The organism is Ruegeria sp. N10, from assembly GCF_056531545.1.
Window position 1 is genome coordinate 127582 of record NZ_JBQFLY010000009.1, and the last position, 22661, is coordinate 150242.

The following is a 22661-nucleotide window of genomic DNA, read 5'->3' on the forward strand; positions in this document are numbered from 1 at the left end:
AGTCTGCTAGAACCTAATTAATTTGTGTTTTTGAGCAGGGTTAATCCAAAACTGGCTCCTGCACCAAGCCAGTGTTTCCGAAACCGCTCGACAGGATATACGAACAGCAGGCCTGGGTGATCTCGCGGAAGCGGGCTCTTTCCCGACGGTAAAGATATACCTCTCGCTTGTCCGGCAAATCTGAAATCGGGCGAAAGGCGACCGCGTCCGGGATGAATTGCGCGACGGTCTGCGGCAGGACCGTGATCCACTGGCCTGCCCTGACCGTTGTGATCAGCGAGTGCGTGTTGTGAATAGTAACCTCGGCCCGGTCGAGAATTTTTTTGAACGAGGATGATTCAATTATGTCGCACAAGGCGTTTCGCACGAAGGGTGCCGCCATCAGGTCACGGATTTCGGGCGGTTTGGCCTGTGTCATAAGCGGATGATCAGAAGCTGCAACGAGTCCGAACTGATCCTGAAACAGAGGCTCGGTACTGACCCCGTTCAGGGGATGATGGCCGGATGCAATGCCGATATCCGCCTTATCCCCGGCAACGGCATCCAGAACCTGTTGCGAATCCCCGTCTCGCAACTCGATCTTCAATCCGGGAAAGCGTGATGCCATATGTCCCAGCAAGGCGGGAAAGACCAAAGCTCCCACAGACGGTACGGATACGATACGGATCAACCCATGTTCCGCCTGCGCCGCCATTTCTATGTTCAGAACAGTCTGATCAAAATCGCGCACCTGTTTGAGCGCAAGGTCCAGAACCTGCTGACCCAGCGGCGACAGGTGATTTTTCCGTTCACCTTCAAACAGTTTCTTGCCCAGATGATCTTCAAACTGTTTCAGCATCATTGAGACGGCGGATTGTGTCCGACCCAGACGGCTGGCAGCCTCGGCAAGGTTTCCGGTTTGGGCCACGGTACAAAAACACCGCAGCATCTCGACTTTCATCGCCATACTTCAAACTTTCTGAAGTTTACTAAAGTTATTTGAGTTTGACTGATGTTAGTTGAAAGTTCCATCCTTACCCAAATCGAAATTTGCGAATTTGGGGCCTGACGTGACCAAACTGAACCTGATTGCCGGCGAATGGCTGGCGGGCGAAAGCGAAATTGAAAACCGCAATCCTTCGGATTTAAGCGATCTGGTTGGCATGTTCACACAGGCCAGCGCCGATCAGCTTGAGGCGACTCTGGATCAGGCGCGCGTCGCGCAGACCGAATGGGCTGCCTACGGGTTGGAGCGCAAACAGGCCGTCCTGAACGCCATCGGCAACGAGTTGATGGCCCGCGCCGAAGAACTGGGTACATTGCTGAGCCGCGAGGAAGGCAAGCCGCTGGCCGAAGGCAAGGGTGAGGTTTACCGGGCCGGTCAGTTCTTCACTTATTACGCCGCCGAGTGTCTGCGCCAGATCGGTGAAAACGCCGATTCCGTACGCCCCGATATCGAAGTGGATGTGCGCCGCGAAGCCGTTGGCGTTGTCGCAATCATCAGCCCGTGGAACTTCCCCACTGCAACGGCCTCGTGGAAGATTGCCCCGGCGCTGTGCTATGGCAACGCGGTTGTGTGGAAACCCGCCAACATCACCCCCGCCTCGGCTGTGGCCCTGACTGAAATCATCGAACGGCAGGATATCCCGAAAGGTCTGTTCAGCCTTGTGATGGGCTCGGGCCGTTCGGTTGGGCAACGTCTGGTGGAAAGCCCCAAGGTCAATGCGATTTCCTTCACCGGATCGGTGCCCGTAGGCAAAGGTATCGCCGCCGCAGCAATCCAGAACCTGACCAAAGTGCAAATGGAGATGGGGTCCAAAAACGCGCTGGCCGTGATGGACGACGCCGATCTGGATCTGGCGGTGACGCTGGCTCTGGGCGGGGCCTTTGGTGGCACCGGTCAGAAATGCACCGCCTCGTCGCGTCTTGTGGTTCACGCGGGCATCCATGATGCCTTTGTCGAGAAACTGGTTGCCGGTGCGCAGGCAATGAAAGTGGGTCACGCGCTGGAAGCGGGCGTGCAGATGGGTCCCGTCGTCAGTCAGCAGCAATTGAATGAAAACCTCACCTATGTCGACCTGGGCAAATCCGAAGGGGCCGAGCTGGCCTGTGGCGGTCAGCGCCTGGAGATGCCCCATGACGGGTTCTACATGTCGCCGGGCGTGTTCCTGAACACCACCAACGACATGCGCATCAATCGCGAAGAAATGTTCGCACCGCTTACATCCGTCATCAAGGTCGGCAGCTATGACGAGGCGCTGAGCGTGGTCAACGACACCAATTTTGGCCTGACCTCAGGCATCGTGACCAAATCACTGGCCCGCGCCACCCATTTCCGCCGCAACGCGCGCACCGGCGTGGTGACGGTTAACCTGCCCACCGCTGGCACCGATTACCACGTACCATTCGGTGGCCGGGGCGACAGCTCGTACGGACCGCGCGAACAAGGCAAGGCGGCAGCCGAGTTCTATACAACCGTCAAAACCGCCTATATCAGCGCAGGCCCGGTCTGATGCGGATCGACGGCCTGCAATATACCAACTGGTCGGAGAAGATCTTCCGCCAGCTGCGCGAAGGGGGCGTGGACGCGATCCATGTCACCATCTCCTATCATGAGAACTTTCGCGAAACGGTTCTGAATTTCGAGAAATGGAACCGTTGGTTCGAGCAGTACCCAGATCTGATCATGAAGGGCCGGTGGGCCAGCGATATAGACTCAGCCCGTAAAACGGGCCGGACCGCAGTGTTTTTCGGGTTTCAGAACCCGTCGCCCATTGAAGACGATATCGGGCTGGTTGAAATTCTGCACGATTTGGGCGCGCGGTTCATGCAACTGACCTATAACAACCAATCCCTGCTTGCGACCGGTTGTTATGAGGCCGAAGACACCGGCATAACCAGAATGGGCAAGCAGGTGATCAAAGAGATGAACCGCGTGGGCCTTGTGGTGGATATGAGCCATTCGGCAGACCGGTCCACAATCGAAGCGGCTGAGATTTCGGACCGGCCCATCGCAATCACACATGCCAATCCGCACGAATGGTCCCCGGCCCTGCGCAACAAGCGAGATGATGTCATCCGCGCCGTGACTGAAAACGGTGGGATGCTGGGTTTTTCGGTCTACCCTCACCACCTGAAGGACAAGTCCGACTGCACTCTGGAGAGCTTTTGCGCGATGATCGCCCGCACTGCGGACAAATATGGGGCCGAACATCTGGGGATCGGCACTGACCTGTGCCAGGATCAGCCTGACAGCATCGTTGAATGGATGCGTGTGGGGCGGTGGACAAAAGAAATCGACTATGGCGAAGGCTCGGCCTCGGCCCCGGGGTTTCCACCAATGCCGGGCTGGTTTCAGGACAACCGAGACTTTGGAAACATCGAACAAGGGTTACGCGCGACCGGCCTGAACGATGACGAAGTGGCCGGGATCATGGGCAGGAACTGGTATCGGTTCTTTGCCGAGAACTTCGTCCCACAAAGGTAACCAAATGGAACCACACGCGCAGACAGAGATCGCCAGACGTGACCCCGCTATGGTCATGCGACTGTCACGACTGGGATCACTACACCAATGTCGGCTCAGCTTTATGCGGCAACTGACACGCCGCATGGCCGATGAAAACTGGAGATTTTCGCGCCCTGCATTTGAAATTGACGACAAAGGTGTCGGGCATGCGGTCTATACCGCGCAAGGCCCCGATCGCGCCTATTCGCTGGTCGCCTTTGCCCATGACCTGCCTGCCGATCAACGGTCAGACCGGGTTATTGCCGAAGCGTGGGACGCCACCTTTGCGCTGTTCGATGGCATCCCCACGCCAGAAGACATTGATCGCCTGTCCCTGAACGTACCGCTGCAAGAGGCAGGGCGTGTCAGCGAAACCGAATTGTCACTGTCACGCGCCAACCGTTCCGTGCGACTCTGGGCTCATGTGGTGGATCGTCTGGCTGCGGGCCAGCAACCGGACCTGGAACAGATTTATCAGGTCGGCTATCTGATGAGGACCACGGCTGTTTACGGGTCGGGCAAATTCGGCGCTGCGGATCGTGAGAAAACGGCGGACCGGAATGAGGTCAGTGGTCCCTTCCAGATCGAAATGCTGTCAGTCTATCTGACCCGAGTTTTTGTACGCGATCTGGTGCAATACATGGCGCAGGTCAAAGGCGGGGATCAGACCTCTGCGCTTAATCCTGAAATCGCACGCTGGCTGGGCATCGGAAATTCCACAGGACTGGGAATGGCGCCGTTCATCGTGAACCATCCCGTTCTGTTCAACAACTGGATCATGGCGCGGGAAGAGGCCATCTCGCGCGTGCGGTCAATTGAGACAGCAACCGAAAAAGACGCGCGTGTCTTTCGCGACGTTTTCGCGCGCAGCAAACAGTCAATCACGTGGTGGCAATCTAAACACCCGATACAGGTTGAAAAACTCGCTGCGCTAAAGGACGACCTGAATTCAATCAGCGCATTTCTGGCTACGGACGACCTGACACAAGACCATCCGTGGGATCGAATGATCCGATGGTCGGAAACTGCGCTCAGCGAAGAAGGCCAGGAGTTGCTGGCCTCGCTGATCCTTGAGCCTTACGGAGATGTCGTGGACGGGCTGTCCAGCTGCATGGCGGACACAAATGCGGCTGCACAGGTGATTGATGGAGCGATGCGGGTATCCGATGTGCGCGACTTGATCCGCCAAAGCTTTGACTGGGCGCTGGACCTTGATTGGAGTGATCCGAAAAACTGCGCGCGGGCCTGGTACGTTTCCGAAGAGAAACTGGAACCCCGACTGGGTGAACGGTTTGAAGAACCGATTGCAGACTATGAACAACCGCTCGCGCCCGCGCGTGATGCGGCACTGGCTTTCAAGGCTTTGCAAGAGTGGCCGGATGATGCGCCGATAGCAGAGTTTCTTATGCGCCACCCTGAGCACCGCCACACCTTACGCCGCGCACAAATCAGCCGTGTCGCGCCATATGGTGAGATCCATGACAACACAATCGGCGCGAATGTGATGCCCATCGATATGTTGCGCGCAAAACTATCCTTCTTTGGCGCAACGCATTTCGACCCTCGTTCAGATCGCTGGGTCCGCATCTGCATGTATGCCGGCGCCCCCTACCCCGATGAGCTAAATACCGCGAACGCAGATTTGTGGGTTTATCCGGAGGTTGCGCAATGACCTTTTCATTGAACGAAGTCGAAGCAACAGCCAAACGCGCAACCCGTGGCGCCGGATATGCCTGGGGCGTGGCGGAAGAGGCTGCGAAAGCCACCCGGTGGCTAAGCGCCCAAGGGTTCGACGGGCCCGCCATTCTGGCCCAACTGCTTAAACGTGAATATGCGCCCTGTCTGGAACGCCACATTCCTGTGCTTCAGAACGGAGTATGGGTTGGCCAACAAGACCTGTGCCCCCTGATGACCGGAGCTGCGATATCGGATTCACCGACCGTCCTGTCCCAAGGCACCATTTCGATTTCAAATCTCGCGGCACCGCTGCTGTTGCTGCCCTTTGTCGCTGCGGGGGCCAAAAAACTGGGAACGACAGTAAAAGTCACCTTTGACGGGTATGCTGCGATAACTGATGGTGTTCATTTAAGCTGCGCAGACTGCAATTTAGACCGCGCTGATCATGTTGAGATAACTGAGGGCGGCCACATTCAAAACAGTCGTCCTCTGCAAAGCCGTGCCGCTCCAAATGCAGAGGTGTGGCGGATCCTCAACTCCATGGCGCACCGTACATATGCCCCTGCAACCGAAGAATCCCGACTGCTTGGCGCTGGTTCCGGCCTGTCGGACAATGACTGAAGGATCATCAGATGACCGAGACCCAAACCTTGTCGCTTGCCGAAATCGAAAAGCTGTCCTTCACCGCGTTGGTTGCCGCTGGCACAAGTGAAGAAAACGCGCGCCCTCTGGCCGTGGCCACGGCGGCAACCGAAGCGGATGGGGTGGCCAGCCACGGCCTGGCTTATATCCCGATTTACTGTGAACATGTACAATGCGGGAAGGTCGACGGTCAGGCAGTACCGACGCTGGAAACCCCGCGCCCCGGCCTTATCCGTGTAGACGCTGCGACCGGGTTCGCACATGCAGCCATTGACCTGGGCTTCGAAGCATTGATCACGGCGGCACGCGAACAGGGCATCGCGGCCCTTGCGATCACCAACAGCTACAATTGCGGTGTGTTGGGTTATCACACGTATCGACTGGCACAGGCGGGTCTGGTTGGTCTTGGATTCACCAATGCACCTGCATCCATTGCACCTTCGGGCGGATCGAAGCCCGTTGTCGGCACCAACCCGTTCTCTGTTGCGGTACCGGGTACAGACGGACTACCCGCGTTGCTGATCGACCAGAGCGCCAGCACCATCGCCAAAAGCGAAGTGATGAAACACGCCAGAGAAGGCAAAGCCATTCCGGTCGGCTGGGCGCTGGACCCGGATGGAAACCCGACAACAGACCCGAATGTCGGTCTGAAAGGAAGCATGGCCCCATCCGGCGGATACAAAGGTGTGGGTATCGCTTTGCTGACTGAAATCATGGCGGCAGCTTTGACGGGGTCTACACTTGGGCTGCATGCCTCTCCGTTCTCGGGGACGGTCGGGGGTCCACCGAAAACCGGGCAGTTCTTCATCGCTATTGACCCTGCGGTTTCGTCAAATGGACTGTTTTCAAACGCAATTTCGGACTTGGTCGCGTCGATCAGAAATCAGGACGGCGCGCACCTGCCCGGAGATGGGCGCCGTGCATGTCGCCTTGCGGCAGGTCAAAAAGGTGTCGCCGTCAACTCTGCTACATTGGCCAGAATTGAGGCGATTATTCAGGAAAACAGTTAAGAGCAGCCACCAGACCGGGCGATTGTGGTGGCCGCTTGCGCCTAGTTCACGAAATGCAGCGTGTCGAATTCACTGCGCCAGGCAGAGACTTCCAAAGCAACAGGCTCGCCGTCCAGACCTCGCCTGATCAAATCGGCGAGGCGCTCGGCATCTTGAGAGGTCATGCCCCAGCGAACCAATTCAGGAGTGCCGATCCGCAACCCATTCAAGTCCCCTTCAACCGGCTTGACAGGCAATCCGATGCCGCACGCAAGGAACCCGCTTTCGCGAAGTTTCTTTGATGCGGCCTGCCCTCCGCCATAGGGATCTGCCAGAACTGCGAATTGATGCGAATTGGTGAAGCCTTCCGCACCCGCATAAACGCGAACGCCCCGCGCATCCAACGCGGCGGCAAGTGCTTTTGACAGTGCAATCATCTCGTTTGCGTACACCTGGCCAAAATCTATCCAATCCAGCATCGTAACCGCAAGCGCGGCCGTTTTGGCGGCATCGAAATTGGCCGTCATCCCGGGAAAAGCAATGGCATCCAATGCTTTGGCGATGTCGACATCATTCGACACGATCAATCCACCTGCTGGTCCACCAAGGCTTTTATAGGTGCTCATGGTCATGAAATGCGCGCCCTCATTCAACGGGTTCGACCATGCACGCCCCGCGATTATCCCGCACTGATGCGCGGCATCGAACATGACTTTCGCGCCAACTTCGTCCGCAATGGCCCGCACCTCGGCAACAGGGTGTTCAAAAAGGTTCAGACTTCCACCGATCGTAATCAGCTTGGCGCGCTCAACCCGCGCCAGATCGCGCAGCTGGTCCAGATCGACGGTGTAACCTTTTGTGTTAACCGGGGCCTCGATCGTGCGTAGCCCGAACAGCCCTGCACAGCCCGCAGTATGATGGGTCACATGGCCGCCGATCGTTGCAGGCGGAGCGATGATTGTATCCCCTGGCTTACAGGTCGCCATGAAACCATAAAGATTTGCAATTGCGCCCGACGGCACGCGAACCTCTGCAAACCGGGCATCAAAGACCTCTGCGCAAAGCTCGGCCGCGATGACTTCGATTTCTTCGATTGCTTCCAGCCCCATTTCATATTTGTCACCGGGATAGCCCAGCGATGGCCGGGATCCGATACCCGACGACAAAAGCGCCTCGGCCTTGGGGTTCATGACATTTGTCGCGGGGTTGAGGTTGAAACACTCTTTCTCGTGAATGCGGCGGTTTTTCTCTGCCAGATGCGCGATCCGGCCCAGTAGGTCGCCGGACGATGCTGATGCTGTCTTTGTTGAGATACTGTGAACCAGCGTTTCGCTTGCGGCGGGCACCCAGTCTCTATGTGCAAGTGTCATCTGACATCCTCCTTTTTCTTCCACTGTGGCCGCTGCTGCGTGACTTCGCAAAGCAGAATTGTTATTTCTTGGCGTAGAAAAACTAAGGCTATGATGATGAGCGTTTCCCCAAAGCGCCCCAAAGGGCCCCCACTGAACGCAATGCGCGCTTTCGAGGCGGCGGCGCGCCACATCAGCTTTGTCGCCGCGGCCGAAGAGTTGAACGTCACACCGGGCGCCATCTCGCAACACATCAAAACGCTGGAAGGCTGGGCCGGTGCACCCCTTTTCCGACGCAACGCACAAGGCGTAGAACTCACGCCCGAGGGGCAATCGCTGGTTGCTGGATTTACTCGGGCTTTTGACCAATTGGCCGACGCGACCCAGGCGCTGCGCAACCTTAAACCCAATGCAGATTTTCATATCGCTGCCTTGCCGGCCATTGCTCAACTCTGGCTCCCCAAAAGGCTACGCCAGATCCGATCTCATTTTCCCGACATCAGTTTTTCCGTCACAGCGCTGGAAGCGCCGCCGAGCCTTGGGCGCGAACTGTTCGACCTGTCAATCTTCTTCGCTCCACCGAACGACACGGCAAATCAGGTGATTGTTTGCCCGGACGAGATCGTGCCGGTTTGTGCCCCGACGCTTAAGGACCAAATATGCCGCGCAAACGGTTTTCGGGATTTACCGTTGCTGCACGATCTGGTGTGGAGTGAAGATTGGACCAAATGGGCCCAGCACTCTGGCTATGACCTGCATAATGCCAAAGGTGGTGCTCAATTCTCCCTCTACAGTCTGGCCGTAGAGGAAGCCAAGGCGGGCGCAGGAATACTGATGGGACACCTGTGCCTGATCGAAGACGCCCTGGCCACGGGCGAGCTGATCGTTGCGCATACCAAGTCGTTTCAAACCAACCGAGGACTGGTGATTCAATTGCCACAACGCACGCGCAGGAGACTGGAAACGGACCAGATTGTCGCCTGGTTGTCCAGTTGACCGAAGCCATTGACTTTCGGTTTATGAGGCTGACGAGATGAGGACGTTAAGCAATTGATCGAGTGGATCAATTGTAGTCTGAACTGCCTGTGTAGAGATTATTCGACCTGGTTGCGGGAGCCGGATTTGGCCTATGTCGAACGTCAGAGGAACTATTAATCTAACGGACCAACTGTACACATTCCCGGTTGTTTAGATAGATGACCTTATTGGGACGGATGGAAGACCCACAGTAGAAAAGCGCTGAAGATGTCTTGCGGATTTTCCAGCCATTGGCCCGCTTGTGCCGGAGGGCCGCGGACTGCCCGAACCGGACATTCTAAAATAGACTTTGTAGTTCCGGTTGGCGCGACTATCCTGCCGTTAGCTCATCATCCTTTGTAGAGTCGATCACGTCGCACCGATCACCCTAACCGGTGTGCTTTCTCCCGCCTTGTACGTCATCTGAATAGAACCAGTCATCGGGATATGGATACCACCAGTCCGCCTCTTTCGCCTTCGGGTCGATCACGACCATCTTGGATCGCCTGAATGCCTCGAGCCCCTGAAGGCCTAGCGTGCGTCCAAGTCCGGAATTCTTGATGCCGCCAAAAGGCAAGGCATCGTTGTCCACCAGCGGGTTGTTGACCCAAACCATCCCCACCTGTAGTTCATTCACCCCCTGAAATGCCTCCTCCAAGTCGCTGGTAAACAGGCATCCGCCAAGGCCGAACTGCGACGCGTTTGCCAGTTCAAGTGCTTGGTCAAAGTCGCTAACCCGAATGACCGAAGCGACCGGCCCAAAGACCTCTTCCTGAGTTAGCAACATGTCCGCCGTCACGCCGGTCAGGATCGTTGGTTCGAAAAACCAACCTGGCCCTGCATCATCCGGGATACAGCCTCCTACTTCAACCACCGCGCCTTTCTCCATTGCATCGCGCACCAGCCGCACGACCTTATCTCGCGCTTCCTTGGAGGCCAGAGGTCCAATTTCCGCCACCCCCATGCCGTCGCCGATGCGCAGTTTCCGGGTTCTGGCCACGAACTCGTCGACAAAATCGTCATATACATCATCGACCACAAAAACCCGTTCAGACGATGTGCAAACCTGACCCGACTGCAAAAAGGCAGCAGTCACTGCTCCGGCAGCAGCGACCGCGATGTCGGCGTGTTTACTGACGATAAGTGGATCGCTCCCGCCAGCCTCGATAATTGCCGGTTTTAGACTCTCTGCTGCGGCCACCGCGACTGCACGACCTGTCGGCACGGACCCTGTAAAGGCGACCACATGGGTTTTGGGGCTGGCAATCAACTGTTTACCCACGTCTGCCCCGCCCGGCACGCAAGCAATAAGATCTTGTGGCAGCGCCTGAAAAAACTCCATGAACGCCATCGTGCACAAAGTTCCTGCGGGTGAGGCTTTCAACACAACACCGTTACCTGCCGCAAGTGATGCGGCCATCGACCAGCAGCCAAGAATGAGGGGGAAATTATATGGAACCACATGCACGGACACGCCGTAGGGCTCGTATGTCTGATACTGAAAAGATCCAGTTTGCATGGTGCCCGCGATCTTGCCCGCGTCATTGCGCGCCATCTCGGCATAGTACCGGAAAACCGGCGGGATATTCGCAATCTCGCCGATCGATTCAGGGTAAGGTTTGCCCGTTTCCAATGTCATCAAACGGGCGACCTCAGTCATGTCGCCGCTTTCGATCTCGTTGGCGATCTGATGCAATACCCGCGCGCGAGACTTGCAGTCCGTTGCAGACCATTTCCTTTGCGCCGCATTGACCCGATCCAGAACCTGGTCCACGATCTGCGGCGACGGTTCACCAAAAACCCCGACGGGCTGCAAGGTAGACGGGTTGACCAGCGTGGTCCCACTACCCTCCAATAGGACATGCCGAGGGTTTAGGTAGTAGCTGGATTTGAACGGGTCACGCATTGGGCAGCCCCCTTGTTTAACAGGCATTGCGCCGTTAGCGGATCATGTACACTTTCTTGACCGTCTCGTGGACAGTGCATACGCCTTTCCAGTCCTGCGGAAAAAAGGCCGCCGTATCGGGCGTAATCTCAATTACCTCTCCGTTTTCATGGACATAGGTACAGCGGCCTTCCAGAAAGTGGCAGAACTCGTCCTTGGTGACGTGACATTCCCACTTACCGGGAGTGCAGACCCAAAGGCCGCATTCGGACCGGCCGTCAGGCCCCTTGTGGATCAGCTTTCCCGACGTGCGGGATTGCCCTTCAATCATCGTCGGGATTACCCCCCAATCGACAAGGTCAGTCTGCTGGAGCGGGTTTTGCATACTTGGCGTGGTCATGATTCAGGTTCGCGATCCGTTAGGTAGTAAGTGTTGCGCAATGCTTCCACGACCGTGCATTCCCCTACCCAACCGGCGGGGAATAGTACGGCCGTTCCGGGCGTAACTTCGATGCTTTCGCCTGCATCCGACTGATACACCGCGCGGCCCTGCACAAAATAGCAAAACTCGTCACGCGGGATCGTTAGGCGCCAACGGCCTGGAGTACAGACCCATGCGCCGATCTCCGGCCGATTGTCCGGGCCTTTGTGAACCAGCAAGCCCGATGAATGCGACTGGCCTTCAATCATGTCCGGCTGTAACCCCCAGTCCGTAAGGTCGGTGCGGGTCGAGATTTCGGAAAGATGCGGGGCGCTGCTCATTCCGCGGCTTTCAGGATGTCGTCGAGAATGCCAGCTGCCTTGGTCGGGCCATGCCGTGACTGCATGTGAGCAGAGGTTGCCGCCATCTTCGCCTGCATTCCTGGATCGTTGATACATTTGTCGAGGGCAAAAGCCAATTCATCATCGGTCCAGTCGTATCGGTGAAACCCGAACCCGTGGCCTGTTTCCTGAACACGAGTGGCGTTATCGTGGCCGTCCCAGACATAGGGCATGATGATTGCTGCTTTGCCGAAATACAGGCACTCGGTGAACGAGTTGTTACCGCCATGATGTATCACCGCGTCAACCTGCGGAATTACCGAAGGCTGGGGATACCAGCTCTGTATGTGCACGTTGTCGGGAATGTCTGTGTATTCGTCCATGTAATCCCCGACATTTACGAGCGCCCGGTAGGGCAACTTGGAAATGGTCGAAATGATCCTCTTTAGCAGGTCGGTGTCACCTGCACCAAGCGACCCGAAAGATATATAGAGAAGTGGTTTGTCATTGTTGGACTTAAACGTTGGCACCTCAAAGGGTTCTTCTTCGCGTACGCAACCTTCGAGATACTGGAACCTGTTCGGGTCCAGTGGGTTCTGCCGTTCGTACTTTGCCGGCTCGGGATAAAGCAGAAGGTTCATTGTGGGCGACGCTTCGAAAAACTCTCCGATCGGATAGGCGTCTTCGTTGCATCTGGCCAGGAACGCATTGTAGTCGTCGTGGATCGGCTTGATCACCTCGTGGAACTTTGCCTCATAGGCCTCCATGCCCTCGCGGTCATCCACCCGGCAGCCCGATAAGTGCGGCGGCACAATCGGGTCTGGGATTTCGTTTTCGGAACATGAGATGATCCGCACCCACGGTACGCCGAACTGCTTGATGGCTGGGAACATAATGACATTATCCACGCAGATCATATCTGGTTTGATTTTTGCCAGTACCTCGGGCAGATCTTTTTGCGCCCATTTTGCGCTGTCGACGATCGCCTCCCAGCAATCCTTTACGTAGTTATCGATCTGGTCAATCGGGCTTTTGCGAAAATTTGGGATGTGACCGTTGATGAAATCTTCCCAGAACTTTGCCATCACCTCGGGTTCCATCGGCTCGGACAGGGCAACAGGATGCGCCTCAAACCCATAACCTTCATATACCTCGACAAAGCCGGGATCGCTTAGAAATACGGCCTTATGGCCCAGTTTCTCGCAGGCCTGCGCGATGCCAACCGAATTCAGCGCAGGGCCAAAGGCAGCTTCGGGGAAGAAGGCGATGGTTTTCTGTGACATTGTAGGTCTCCGGTTAGATTTGGCTTAGCAGTTGGGCAGGATGCGGGAATGTTTGGCGTCCCATACGCAGTGGACATCCTTACCCGGCTGGATACTTTCACGGTCGGCTTGGCTAGCGGGCACACGGGCGGAAAGGATGCTCCTCCCGCCGCGAACGCGTACATGCACACCCAGGTCTGACCCGTGATAGGCGACTTCTTCGACAATGCCGGGAAGGCAGTTGCGTTCATCTTGAGGGGCGGTCTGCATCAGGCTTACCCGTTCCGGGCGCACAGCAATTGTGGCAGCACCGCGCAGCTCGGAAACACCCCTCAGCATTCCCACCCCGTCGACATCGACACCGCCGTCGACGGCGTTTCCATCCAGAAAGTTCATCACGCCGATAAAATCTGCAACAAAGCGCGATCCGGGTTGTTCGTAGAGCTCGTGAGGAGTACCGACCTGCGCCAGCTTACCGTCATGCAAGACCGCGATCCGGTCGGCCATAACCAGGGCCTCTTCCTGGTCATGGGTCACAATCAGAAATGTAATCCCTACCTCGTGCTGCAACCGTTTGAGCTCCAGCTGCATCTCTTCTCGCAGTTTCTTGTCCAGAGCTGAAAGGGGCTCATCCAGCAACAGGACCTTTGGCCTTTTGATCAACGCGCGCGCCAAAGCAACCCGCTGTCGCTGCCCACCGGAAAGCTGATCCGGCTTGCGCCCGGCGAAGCCCGAAAGTTTCGCACTTTCGAGAACCTCGGCCACTCGCGTTGCAATTTCGTCCTTGGGCAATTTCTCCATTTCTAACCCATAGGCGATGTTTTTTTCGACGCTCATGTGCGGAAACAAGGCATAGGACTGGAACATCAGGTTCAGGGGCCGCCTGCTGGGGCGTATATTTGTCACATCCTGCCCGGCAACGATTACCTGTCCTTCCTGTGGTGTTTCGAACCCGGCCAGCGTCCGCAGCAGTGTGGTCTTGCCGCAACCCGATGGGCCCAGAAGTGCAAAAAATTCGTTGTCGCGAATATCCAGCGAAACGTTGTCAATCGCAGTCACCAAACCGTATCTCTTGGTTATATTCCTGAGTTGAATCGCTTGGCTCATCGGCTGAAAACCTCTTTGTCGGCACGCTGCGCGAAGAAGACCAGCGTGAACGATACAAACATGACGATGGTAGCCATCGCATTGATTTCCGGCGTTACGCCAAAGCGGATCATTGCGTAAATCTGCATCGGCAATGTGGTCGAGGATTGCCCGGCACCGGCGGTGAAAAAGGCAATAATGAATTCGTCCACAGACAGGGTGAAAGACAACAGCGCCCCGGCGATAACCCCCGGCGCGATGGCGGGCAGCAGAATGCGACGAAAGGTGGTGAATTCGCTGGCCCCAAGGTCGGCACTGGCCTCAAGTATCGAATGGTCGAAATTGCGCATCCGCGTTCGCACCACGGCGACAACGAACGCAATGTTGAACACGACATGGCTCAGAATGATCGAATGAAGCCCGAGCGTCATGTTGAGCAGAGTGAAAAAGGACAACAGCGCGATGGCCAAAACTATGTCCGGGATGATCATCGGCGCGAACAGAACCGCGTCTAGAACCGAAGAATTACGCCGTGTCTCGACACCGACCGCCAAAAGCGTGCCGATTGTTGTCGCCAGAACGGTCGAGATTAAGGCCACGATTAGCGTGTTGCGCGCCGCCGACAGTATTGGATCCGCGGCAAACAACTTGCCGTACCATTCCAACGAAAACCCGGTCCATACAGTTGGAAGTCCGGCCCGGTTAAAGCTTAGCGCCATGAGCACAAGGATCGGCACATAGAGAAAGGTATAAAACAATACCAGGTGCAGCTTCAGGCCCATGTTGGATCGGCCCCGCATCAGTCCTGCCCTCTCTGTCCCGCTGCACGATTGGCCAATACCGCCTGTGCGAACAAAAGCCCCATCATAATCGCAATCAGGAACATCGACAGCGTTGCTCCGAACGGCCAGTCGCGGGCGCTCAGGAACTGGTCATAGATCAGGTTTCCAACCATCTGAAGTCGCCCGCCACCAAGCAAATCGGGCGTTATGAAATTGCCGATCGACAGCACAAAAACAAAAACACCACCTGCCGCGATGCCGGGAACGGTCTGTGGCAGTATCACCCGGTAGAAAGTGATCCAAGCGGGCGCTCCAAGATCTTCCGAGGCTTCTATGGTTTCGACATTTATGCGGTTCAGCGATGAATAGATCGCCAGAACCACAAAGGGTGTGTAGTTGTAGACAAGTCCAACGATCACCGCGAAATTGTTATAAAGCAGAGACAGCGGCTCATCGATCAAGCCTGCCCTCTGGAGAGTATTATTGATCAAGCCCTCGCGGTTCAGCATCACGATCCAGGCGTAAGTGCGGATTAGGTAGTTGGACCAGAACGGCAGGATCACCAAGATCAGCAAACCGATCTGCCAACGGCGCGGTGCCAGCGTGATGGCATAGGCCGCCGGATAGGCGATAAGGATCGCGATTATGGTGGCCAGAAATGCAATCTTGGCCGAGCGCAGGAAGATTCCGAGGTATAGTGGGTCGGCGGCCCGCACAAAATTTTCAAACGTAAAGACGTAGTCGATGCCGCCATAGATACCGCGTTCAAAGAACGCATAGGTAAAAATAAGACCACACGGCACCACCATAAGAAGCGCAAGCCAACCCAGGCCCGGCCCCAGCAAGATCACCGATTTCAGTCGATTGGTCATATACTTGGCAATCTGTGGAGTGATATCGTATCGGCCCGACCCTTTGTTCGGGTCGGGTTTTGCTCAGGGTTTGATCACTTATTGTGCGGCCATAATTTCGGTCACGGTACGTGCAAAGGGTTTCTGGCCATTGCCGAGATCGCGCAACTGCTCGTACTTGGTAAGGTCTGCGGGCGACATTCCCATGTTCGGGAAGGTTTCGATCAAGGACGGGTCCAGCGCCGCCATCGCAGCCTTGTTCGGCGTTTTGTATAGGATATTACTGGCAACCCAGACACCGACATCCGCGCCCAAGACATAGTTCACAAAGGCATGCGCCGCGTCTTTGTTTTCAGATGCATCCGTGATGACTAGCGCATCTACCCACAGATCCGATCCTTCTGATGGGATCGTATACTTGATGTCTGCGTTCTCACCGATGCCGTAGTTACACCAGCCATCCCAGGCGTGAACCATCGTTGCCTCGCCCGATACCAACTTCAGATAAAAAGTTGCATCGTCGTAGGCCAGCAGATCCTGCTTCGCCGCAACCAGCAGGTCCTTTGCAGCCGCCAACGTCTCATCCGACGTATCGTTCAGCGACTTTCCGAGGGCTAGCGCGGCAGCTCCCATCAGCCAACGATCCGTCGAGAGCATTGTCACTTTGCCTTTCAGGTCGTCAGAGGGTTTGAGCAGATCATTCCACGAAGTCGGTTCTGCCATCAGGTCTGACCGGTAGCATAAGCCCGTCGTGCCCCAAGCGTATGGCATTGAATAGTTGTTGCCCGGATCATGAGCCAGTTCTTTAGCTTCGTCATACAAGTTGGACGCATTCGGAACCTTATCGTGGTCGATAGCAGCCACCAGCCCCAAGTTGTTTAATGCTTCGGCAAATGGCGACGAGACGAAAAGAACGTCATAGCCCTTGCCCCCACCGGCTACGACTTTGCCCATGATTTCTTCGTTGGTGCCATGCACCGAAAGCTCGGCCTCGATACCGGTTTCCTTGGTGAAATTCTCCAGCAGGTCCGGCGGCATGTAACCGTCCCAGTTCGAGATCACGATTTTTTCTGCTTGGGCCGCTCCGGCGAATACGCTGAGAGCGCAGACCGCCCCGGCTGTGAGCCAAGCAAATGGCAAACGGAACGAATTGGTGAACTTGTTGGTCATGTCTTCCTCCCTTGACATCCGCGCTCGCTTCTGGGGCGAGATATGTGATGCAATCACGGTATTTTTTGATTAAATAAAACTCAACAATTTTTTGAATCATTTTTGTGTGGCCCGATGAAGACATTTAAAGTACCGTTTTTATTGTATATTAATTAAGAATGACGAAAGCCGCCTTGTTATGTCGCCAAGCAAACACTTGAAACTTGCTCAAAAAATACTGGACGTTGCGATGGATCTCGACTTGCATCAGGGCGACAGGCTGGTGGAAAAAACCCTTGCTGATTCGTGCAGCGTCTCTCGCACTCCAGTTAGATCCGCATTGAGGCTACTGGAAAAAGAGGGGATGGCACGCAAAGCGGCAGAAGGTGGGTTTGTCCTAGAATGCGAACCCGAAAAGGGGCATTCGATACTAAACCAGCATTCGGTTGGAGCAGGTGCCGATCTCGCTGGTGACATCCTACGAGATCGCGGAGCCCGACGCCTGGACGGCGCCATCAATGTCACAGACCTGATCCGGCGATATTCAGTTTCACGCAGCGCTGCACAGCGTGCGCTCGAAGCTCTCCTAGCCCAAGGCGTGATTCAGAAAGCCGAAGGCCAATCCTGGGTGTTTACTCGCATGCCAGGAGACCGTTCAGGACGGATTGAGAGCTACGAATTTCGTCTAATACTGGAACCGCAGGCCATTCTGTCCGACGGTTTCAAGTTGGACACCAAGCGCGCCGATCTGGTCCGCACCCAAACCGAAGCGCTTCTGGCGCAGTCGGAAAACTCCTTCAACAGCCAGGAATTCCAAGACGCGGATCTTGCCTTTCACAAGCTTATCGCTCGTTCGTCCGGCAACCAGTATCTAGCTTCTGCTCTCATTGCCCACCATGGGTTGCGCCACCTGCCAGGCGGATCGTTCGGTATGATCGACTTTCGGATGAGGCAGGCGCTTGAGGAACATCTGCGCATACTTGATTTCATCGAGCAGGGTCATTTCGATCTTGCGGCGGATCAGATGAGGGTTCATTTGCGGCTTTCAATGAACCAAAGACCCAGCGTCGCCAATCGTGGCGCGCCGGCGCTTGTCCAAGCGACCCGCGGGTCAATCCGATGAGTGAATGATGAACCGCGAGGAAGCACCTTTAATCGCTTTTTTCCCTGAAGCTAGTTTTGGGGCTGCACTGAATTGTGTGGGGATCGCTCAGGAGCTTCGCGCAATGGGCGCACTCCCCGTTTTCCTGACCCACGGTGGCTTTGGTGGCGTATTCGCAGATTACGGTTTTGACGAGTTCGCCGTCCCAGTTCAATCAAAGTTGACAGAAGAGGAAACCCAGACCTATTGGCAGGAATTCCTGAGTCATCACCTACCGCATTTTAGCATGCTCCCAACTGACCAACTGGCCACCTATGTAGAGCCCGTTTGGAGCGCAATCGTCGAGACTGCGGAATCGGTTGAGCAGGGGTTGGAAACGGCGCTAGAGCGGATCAACCCGGATGTCGTCGTTCTCGACAACGTCATCATGTTCCCAGCCATCGTACGATCCGAGCGCCCATGGGTCAGGGTCATTTCATGCGCGGAAACCGAGTTGCCAGACAACTGCCTACCGCCGTACCTGTCCGGCCTGCCGGCATCTGACGTGGCCGGGTGCGCGGCATTCCGGGACCAGTACCTGGAGACCCTTGGCCCAATTCATGCTCGCTACAACAAATTTCGCCAGGATCGGGGACTTGAGCTATTGCCTAATGGTGAGTTCCTAGAAACATCACCGCATCAAAACCTTCTTTTGGCGCCATCGATAATTCGCCACGATCGTGATCAGGCGCTGAGTCCTGGACAATTCACCTTCCTCGAAGGCTGCGTACGCCAAGAAGGTCCCTACCGTGTACCTCAGATGCCCCGTAACGACGGGCCTCTGGTGTATGTGAGTTTTGGTAGCCTGGGTGCTATGGATGTCACATTCTTTGAAAGCCTGTTCGACGTATTCAAGACAATGGACATGAGGTTTCTGGTCAATGTCGGGGCCCAGATCGATGCCTATTCCAGAGTACCAGACAATGTTCATCTGCAGGAATGGTTCCCGCAGCCTTCCGTGGTTGAACAATGCGATCTGTTTATTCACCACGGCGGTAACAACAGCTTTTGCGAAGCGCTGTATTTCGGGGCCCCGTCGCTGATCCTCCCCTATTGCTGGGACGGGCACGATAACGCCCAGCGAGCAGTTGAAACCAGTGTCGGACTCAGGTTAAATCGGTGGGATTGGACGCCGGAGCAGTTGGAGAATGCGATTAACCGACTACTTGGGGACGCGGAGCTAAAGGCCCGGCTGGCTGCGAACTCAGAGTTCATGCGGTTGAGAAAGTCGGTTCAGTTAGCTGCTCAGAAAATTCTGGATTGTGTAAAACCTAACTGAATCTAGTTTTGTCCCGTCGGTCATCCGTTTTGTAATTAAGGATGGAAGGGAACATCGCAACGAACTCTTAATCACTGTACCTAAAGTGTAGGTTTTGGGCTTATTCTGGCGAAAAACTATTCGTTGATTGACGCACAAATCGCTGATTCAATTTCCGTACTGAACGGGGGAATGAGCGATGAAGGGGCCAAGGCAGCAAACACAAGGGTCACTGTTCTACGAATTCTCGATTGAGGATCATGTTCCGCAAGACCATATTCTTCGAGGTACAGACCGGTTCGTCGAACTGTCTGATATCCGTCGGCACCTTGCTCCGTTCTACAATTCGACTAGCCGACCGTTGAACCGCTCCGGGTTTTCCGGAGGCTCCAAATCGAGGAAGGATTGGAGCCATGGAAAGAGACAACAGAGCGAACCGCTATTCACCTGAGACGCGCGCAAGGGCCGTGCGGATGGTGCTTAACAATCAAGGCAGCTATGAGAGTCAGGCGGCAGCGATCAAGGCGATTGCGCCGAAGATCGGCTGTGGCCGGGACACATTGCGGCGTTGGGTTCAGCAGGAGGAAACTGACCTTGGCCACCGGGATGGTGTGACGTCGGAAGAGCGGACCAGGATCATGAAACTGGAACGCGAAGTGCGGGAGCTGCGTCAGGCCAATGAGATCCTAAAAAAGGCCAGCACGTATCTTGCTCAGGCTGAGCTCGACCGCCCACTGAAACGATGATCGGGTTAATCCACTGCCCGGCTAGGCATTGCGGGACGCAATGTCCCGAGAGGGGGCGATCACCGGGCCGAGTATTGGGTCGAGCCGATCTGCCGGGTTTTGCCGATCGCCCCTTCGACCTTCTACGACCATCTGGCCGTTGTCCGTGATCCGGATCGTGCATCTGATCGCGCCAAACGGGATGCCGTCCTGCGGTGCGAAGTGCACAGGGTGTGGGATCAGAACTTCAAGGTCTACGGGGTGCGCATGGTCTGGCATCAGATGCGCCGCGAAAGCTTCGATGTGGAACGCTGCACGGTGGAACGGCTGATGCGACAGTTTGTGAACCGGCATGCAAAATTGACCCCTGTATTGGGGTAATCGGCGTCCAAAAGTGCCCCCCCTGATATTTCTGTTCAGAAGCTTCCTCGAAGATATGAGGGAGCGATTTGGGGATGTTGGTTGTGGAAACGATTGCGAAGATCAGGCGGGCGTATTTCATCCAGAGGAGGTCGATCAAGCAGATGAGCCGGGAGCTTCGGGTATCGCGGAATACGGTGCGCAAGGTGGTGCGATCCGGAGCGACGGAGTTCAGTTATGACCGGTCCACGCAGCCCCGCCCCAAGATTGATCCCTGGCGGTCTGATCTGGATGAGATGTTGGCGGAGAACGCCCGGCAACCGAAACGCCAACGTCTGACCCTTTTTCGGATTTACGAGGACCTGCGCAACCGTGGTTTTGGTGGCAGCTATGACGCGGTGCGGCGCTATGCGGCCCGTTGATCGAAGGCAACGCGGGAAGCGTCTGCGGCGGCCTATGTGCCGCTCAGCTTCGATCCCGGCGAAGCTTATCAGTTCGACTGGAGCCATGAGATCGTCATCCTCGACGGCGCGACCGTGACGGTGAAGGTTGCGCATGTCCGCCTGAGCCACAGCCGGATGCCGTTTGTGCGGGCCTATGCGAAGGCGAACAAACATCCGGAGCTGCGGGACAAGATCATCTGGGAGGTGTTCGAAGAAGAGCGTCCGAGCCTTGTTCCCTATGTCGGCCCATTCGATGGATTCCATGCGGTTTCGGCCTCGGTATCAAAGACCTGCCTCGTGCGGTTCGACAAGAACCGATACTCGGTTGATGCTCGTGCCGTGGGACGGCCGGTGGAGATCAGGGCGTATGCCGACCGGCTGGAATGTTGGCAGGATGGCCGGATTGTCGGCAGCCATCCCCGGGCGTTCGGGCGGGACAAGATCATCTTTGATCCCTTGCACTACATACCTGTTCTGGCCCGCAAACCCGGCGCTCTGCGCAACGGGACACCCTTCAAGGAATGGGACCTGCCGGTGTAGTTCTGAACATCTTGGCCCGACACAGCGAGCCGCCACCGCCCCTGACAATCACCACCCCGGACGCCCTGCGGCTGGCCTGCGAACCCATTGCCGACTGCAACCGATATGACAGCTTGAGGAGAACACAGAATGGAACGCTCAGACGTGATCGACGCGATGGGAAAACTGAAGCTCTACGGGATGCGCGCCGCTTATGACGAGGTCCTGACCACGGCCGTCAAGCGCCAGCACGAGCCCCAGCAGATCATCGGCGACCTTCTGACCGCCGAGATCCGCGAGAAGCAGGCACGGTCGGTCAAATACCAGATGACCATCGCCAAGCTGCCGCTCGCCAGGGAACTGGAAGAGTTCGACTTCGAAGCTGCCGAGGTCAATGAGGCCCTGATCCGTGACTTGGCCACCGGCGACTTCCTCGACCACCAGCGCAATCTCGTCCTGATTGGCGGTACAGGCACCGGCAAAACCCATCTCGCGTCAGCATCGCCCGTGCCTGTATCCGGGCCGGACGCCGGGGTCGGTTTTTCAATGTCGTCGACCTGGTGAACAAGCTTGATGCAGAAGCCCCGCAGAACGCCAGGGGCGAACCGCAGACCTCTTCTCCCGTCTCGACTTCCTGATCCTCGATGAATTGGGCTATCTGCCCTTCGCCCAGACGGGGGCCAACTCCTGTTCCACCTGATCAGTAAACTCTACGACCGAATCTCGATCATCGTCCCCACCAACCTGGCCTTCGGCGAATGGTCCAGCGTGTTCGGCGATGCCAAGATGACAACCGCGCTGCTCGACAGGCTTACCCACCACTGCGAGATCGTCGAAACCGGCAACGAAAGCTGGCGCTTCAAGAACCGAGCATAACGCCAATCCGAAACACCGCAGGCCTGCCGCCGCGGCGCTATGTGAGGGCTACGCAGCCCCGGGCCAGCTCAGCATAAAGGGGGGCAATATTGGATGCCGATAGGGGGTCAGCTTTGAATGCCGATTGACAGTCACGCCACCGCAACCCATTGCGATTGATGAAGATAATCCCGCTCAGCACCCTCTTGCCATCGACCCGCGGCTTGCCATGAGACCGCGGGAAGAAAGGGGAAAGTCTGGCCATCTGCTCGTCAGTCCGCCAGAAAAGGTCGCTCATATCACCGCTCCGTTTTTCGAACCGTGAATCATGCAGCTCTTTGAAAATCAACGAATCCTGAGCCTAGGGCCGTTCGATACCTATGAAAGTGGATGCTTTCCTGTCATAAGTTGAGCCAGAACTG

At 56.2% G+C, this 22661-nt stretch carries 18 protein-coding genes and 5 pseudogenes; 12 read left to right on the forward strand and 11 right to left on the reverse strand.

The window, feature by feature from the left end:
- Positions 1-40: 40 nt before the first annotated feature.
- Complete coding sequence (locus ACR0JI_RS13590; RefSeq protein WP_480474676.1) at positions 41-946, reverse strand: LysR family transcriptional regulator; 906 nt, start codon at positions 944-946, stop codon at positions 41-43.
- Positions 947-1049: 103 nt separating this feature from the next.
- Here ACR0JI_RS13590 and ACR0JI_RS13595 point away from each other — a divergent pair, with 103 nt between their 5' ends.
- From ACR0JI_RS13595 to ACR0JI_RS13615, 5 genes are read left to right on the forward strand one after another with little or no spacing between them, the layout of a single operon-like run.
- The gene (locus tag ACR0JI_RS13595) at positions 1050-2492 is read left to right on the forward strand and encodes an aldehyde dehydrogenase family protein (protein WP_480474675.1); all 1443 of its coding nucleotides are present in this window, start codon (positions 1050-1052) and stop codon (positions 2490-2492) included.
- Positions 2492-3466 (forward strand): membrane dipeptidase, encoded by a 975-nt coding sequence (locus tag ACR0JI_RS13600; protein WP_480474674.1) that lies wholly within the window; start codon positions 2492-2494, stop codon positions 3464-3466. Before ACR0JI_RS13595 ends, ACR0JI_RS13600 begins: the two co-directional genes overlap by 1 nt.
- 4 nt (positions 3467-3470) lie before the next feature.
- Complete coding sequence (locus ACR0JI_RS13605) at positions 3471-5159, forward strand: hypothetical protein (protein WP_480474673.1); 1689 nt, start codon at positions 3471-3473, stop codon at positions 5157-5159.
- The gene (locus tag ACR0JI_RS13610) at positions 5156-5785 is read left to right on the forward strand and encodes a DUF3726 domain-containing protein (RefSeq protein WP_480474671.1); all 630 of its coding nucleotides are present in this window, start codon (positions 5156-5158) and stop codon (positions 5783-5785) included. The genes ACR0JI_RS13605 and ACR0JI_RS13610 overlap by 4 nt, the downstream gene beginning before the upstream one ends.
- 11 nt (positions 5786-5796) lie before the next feature.
- A complete protein-coding gene (locus tag ACR0JI_RS13615; protein ID WP_480494477.1) occupies positions 5797-6816 on the forward strand; it encodes an Ldh family oxidoreductase in 1020 nt (339 codons plus the stop codon).
- A gap of 41 nt (positions 6817-6857) precedes the next feature.
- On the opposite strand, the gene ACR0JI_RS13620 is transcribed toward ACR0JI_RS13615, so the two are convergent.
- On the reverse strand, positions 6858-8165 hold the full coding sequence (locus tag ACR0JI_RS13620) for an aminotransferase class I/II-fold pyridoxal phosphate-dependent enzyme (protein WP_480494475.1): 1308 nt from the start codon (positions 8163-8165) through the stop codon (positions 6858-6860).
- Positions 8166-8306: 141 nt separating this feature from the next.
- Here ACR0JI_RS13620 and ACR0JI_RS13625 point away from each other — a divergent pair, with 141 nt between their 5' ends.
- A complete protein-coding gene (locus ACR0JI_RS13625; protein WP_480879862.1) occupies positions 8307-9140 on the forward strand; it encodes a LysR family transcriptional regulator in 834 nt (277 codons plus the stop codon).
- A 409-nt stretch (positions 9141-9549) separates the two neighbouring features.
- Here the strand turns inward: ACR0JI_RS13625 and ACR0JI_RS13630 are convergent, their stop codons facing one another.
- From ACR0JI_RS13630 to ACR0JI_RS13665, 8 genes are all read right to left on the reverse strand, one after another.
- A complete protein-coding gene (locus ACR0JI_RS13630) occupies positions 9550-11067 on the reverse strand; it encodes an aldehyde dehydrogenase family protein (protein ID WP_480494473.1) in 1518 nt (505 codons plus the stop codon).
- Positions 11068-11101: 34 nt separating this feature from the next.
- Entirely contained in the window at positions 11102-11446 is a 345-nt protein-coding gene (locus tag ACR0JI_RS13635; protein WP_480474664.1) for a cupin domain-containing protein, read from the reverse strand.
- Positions 11443-11808, reverse strand: a complete 366-nt coding sequence (locus ACR0JI_RS13640) for a cupin domain-containing protein (RefSeq protein WP_480494471.1) — start codon at positions 11806-11808, stop codon at positions 11443-11445. Before ACR0JI_RS13640 ends, ACR0JI_RS13635 begins: the two co-directional genes overlap by 4 nt.
- Positions 11805-13091 (reverse strand): glycosyltransferase, encoded by a 1287-nt coding sequence (locus ACR0JI_RS13645; RefSeq protein ID WP_480494470.1) that lies wholly within the window; start codon positions 13089-13091, stop codon positions 11805-11807. The genes ACR0JI_RS13640 and ACR0JI_RS13645 overlap by 4 nt, the downstream gene beginning before the upstream one ends.
- Before the next feature lie 24 nt (positions 13092-13115).
- Complete coding sequence (locus ACR0JI_RS13650; RefSeq protein ID WP_480474658.1) at positions 13116-14129, reverse strand: ABC transporter ATP-binding protein; 1014 nt, start codon at positions 14127-14129, stop codon at positions 13116-13118.
- Between the two features lie 44 nt (positions 14130-14173).
- Positions 14174-14956, reverse strand: a complete 783-nt coding sequence (locus ACR0JI_RS13655; protein WP_480474656.1) for an ABC transporter permease — start codon at positions 14954-14956, stop codon at positions 14174-14176.
- Positions 14956-15810, reverse strand: a complete 855-nt coding sequence (locus ACR0JI_RS13660; RefSeq protein ID WP_480474654.1) for an ABC transporter permease — start codon at positions 15808-15810, stop codon at positions 14956-14958. The genes ACR0JI_RS13655 and ACR0JI_RS13660 overlap by 1 nt, the downstream gene beginning before the upstream one ends.
- Positions 15811-15888: 78 nt before the next feature.
- Entirely contained in the window at positions 15889-16959 is a 1071-nt protein-coding gene (locus tag ACR0JI_RS13665) for a polyamine ABC transporter substrate-binding protein (RefSeq protein ID WP_480474652.1), read from the reverse strand.
- A gap of 178 nt (positions 16960-17137) precedes the next feature.
- On the opposite strand from ACR0JI_RS13665, the gene ACR0JI_RS13670 reads away from it, so the two are divergent.
- The 6 genes and pseudogenes from ACR0JI_RS13670 (at position 17138) to ACR0JI_RS13695 (ending at position 22260) form a co-directional block, all read left to right on the forward strand.
- The gene (locus ACR0JI_RS13670; RefSeq protein WP_480474650.1) at positions 17138-18061 is read left to right on the forward strand and encodes a GntR family transcriptional regulator; all 924 of its coding nucleotides are present in this window, start codon (positions 17138-17140) and stop codon (positions 18059-18061) included.
- A gap of 7 nt (positions 18062-18068) precedes the next feature.
- Entirely contained in the window at positions 18069-19358 is a 1290-nt protein-coding gene (locus tag ACR0JI_RS13675) for a nucleotide disphospho-sugar-binding domain-containing protein (protein ID WP_480474648.1), read from the forward strand.
- Between the two features lie 178 nt (positions 19359-19536).
- Positions 19537-19698 (forward strand): annotated as a pseudogene (locus tag ACR0JI_RS13680) (IS5/IS1182 family transposase); the annotation flags it as partial.
- A gap of 52 nt (positions 19699-19750) precedes the next feature.
- Positions 19751-20401, forward strand: a pseudogene (locus tag ACR0JI_RS13685) (IS3 family transposase); the annotation flags it as partial.
- Between the two features lie 116 nt (positions 20402-20517).
- Positions 20518-21602, forward strand: a pseudogene (locus ACR0JI_RS13690) (Mu transposase domain-containing protein).
- A pseudogene (locus ACR0JI_RS13695) lies at positions 21586-22260 on the forward strand (ATP-binding protein). The pseudogenes ACR0JI_RS13690 and ACR0JI_RS13695 overlap by 17 nt, the downstream one beginning before the upstream one ends.
- A 115-nt stretch (positions 22261-22375) precedes the next feature.
- On the opposite strand, the pseudogene ACR0JI_RS13700 reads toward ACR0JI_RS13695, so the two are convergent.
- A pseudogene (locus tag ACR0JI_RS13700) lies at positions 22376-22537 on the reverse strand (transposase); the annotation flags it as partial.
- Positions 22538-22661 lie beyond the last annotated feature (124 nt).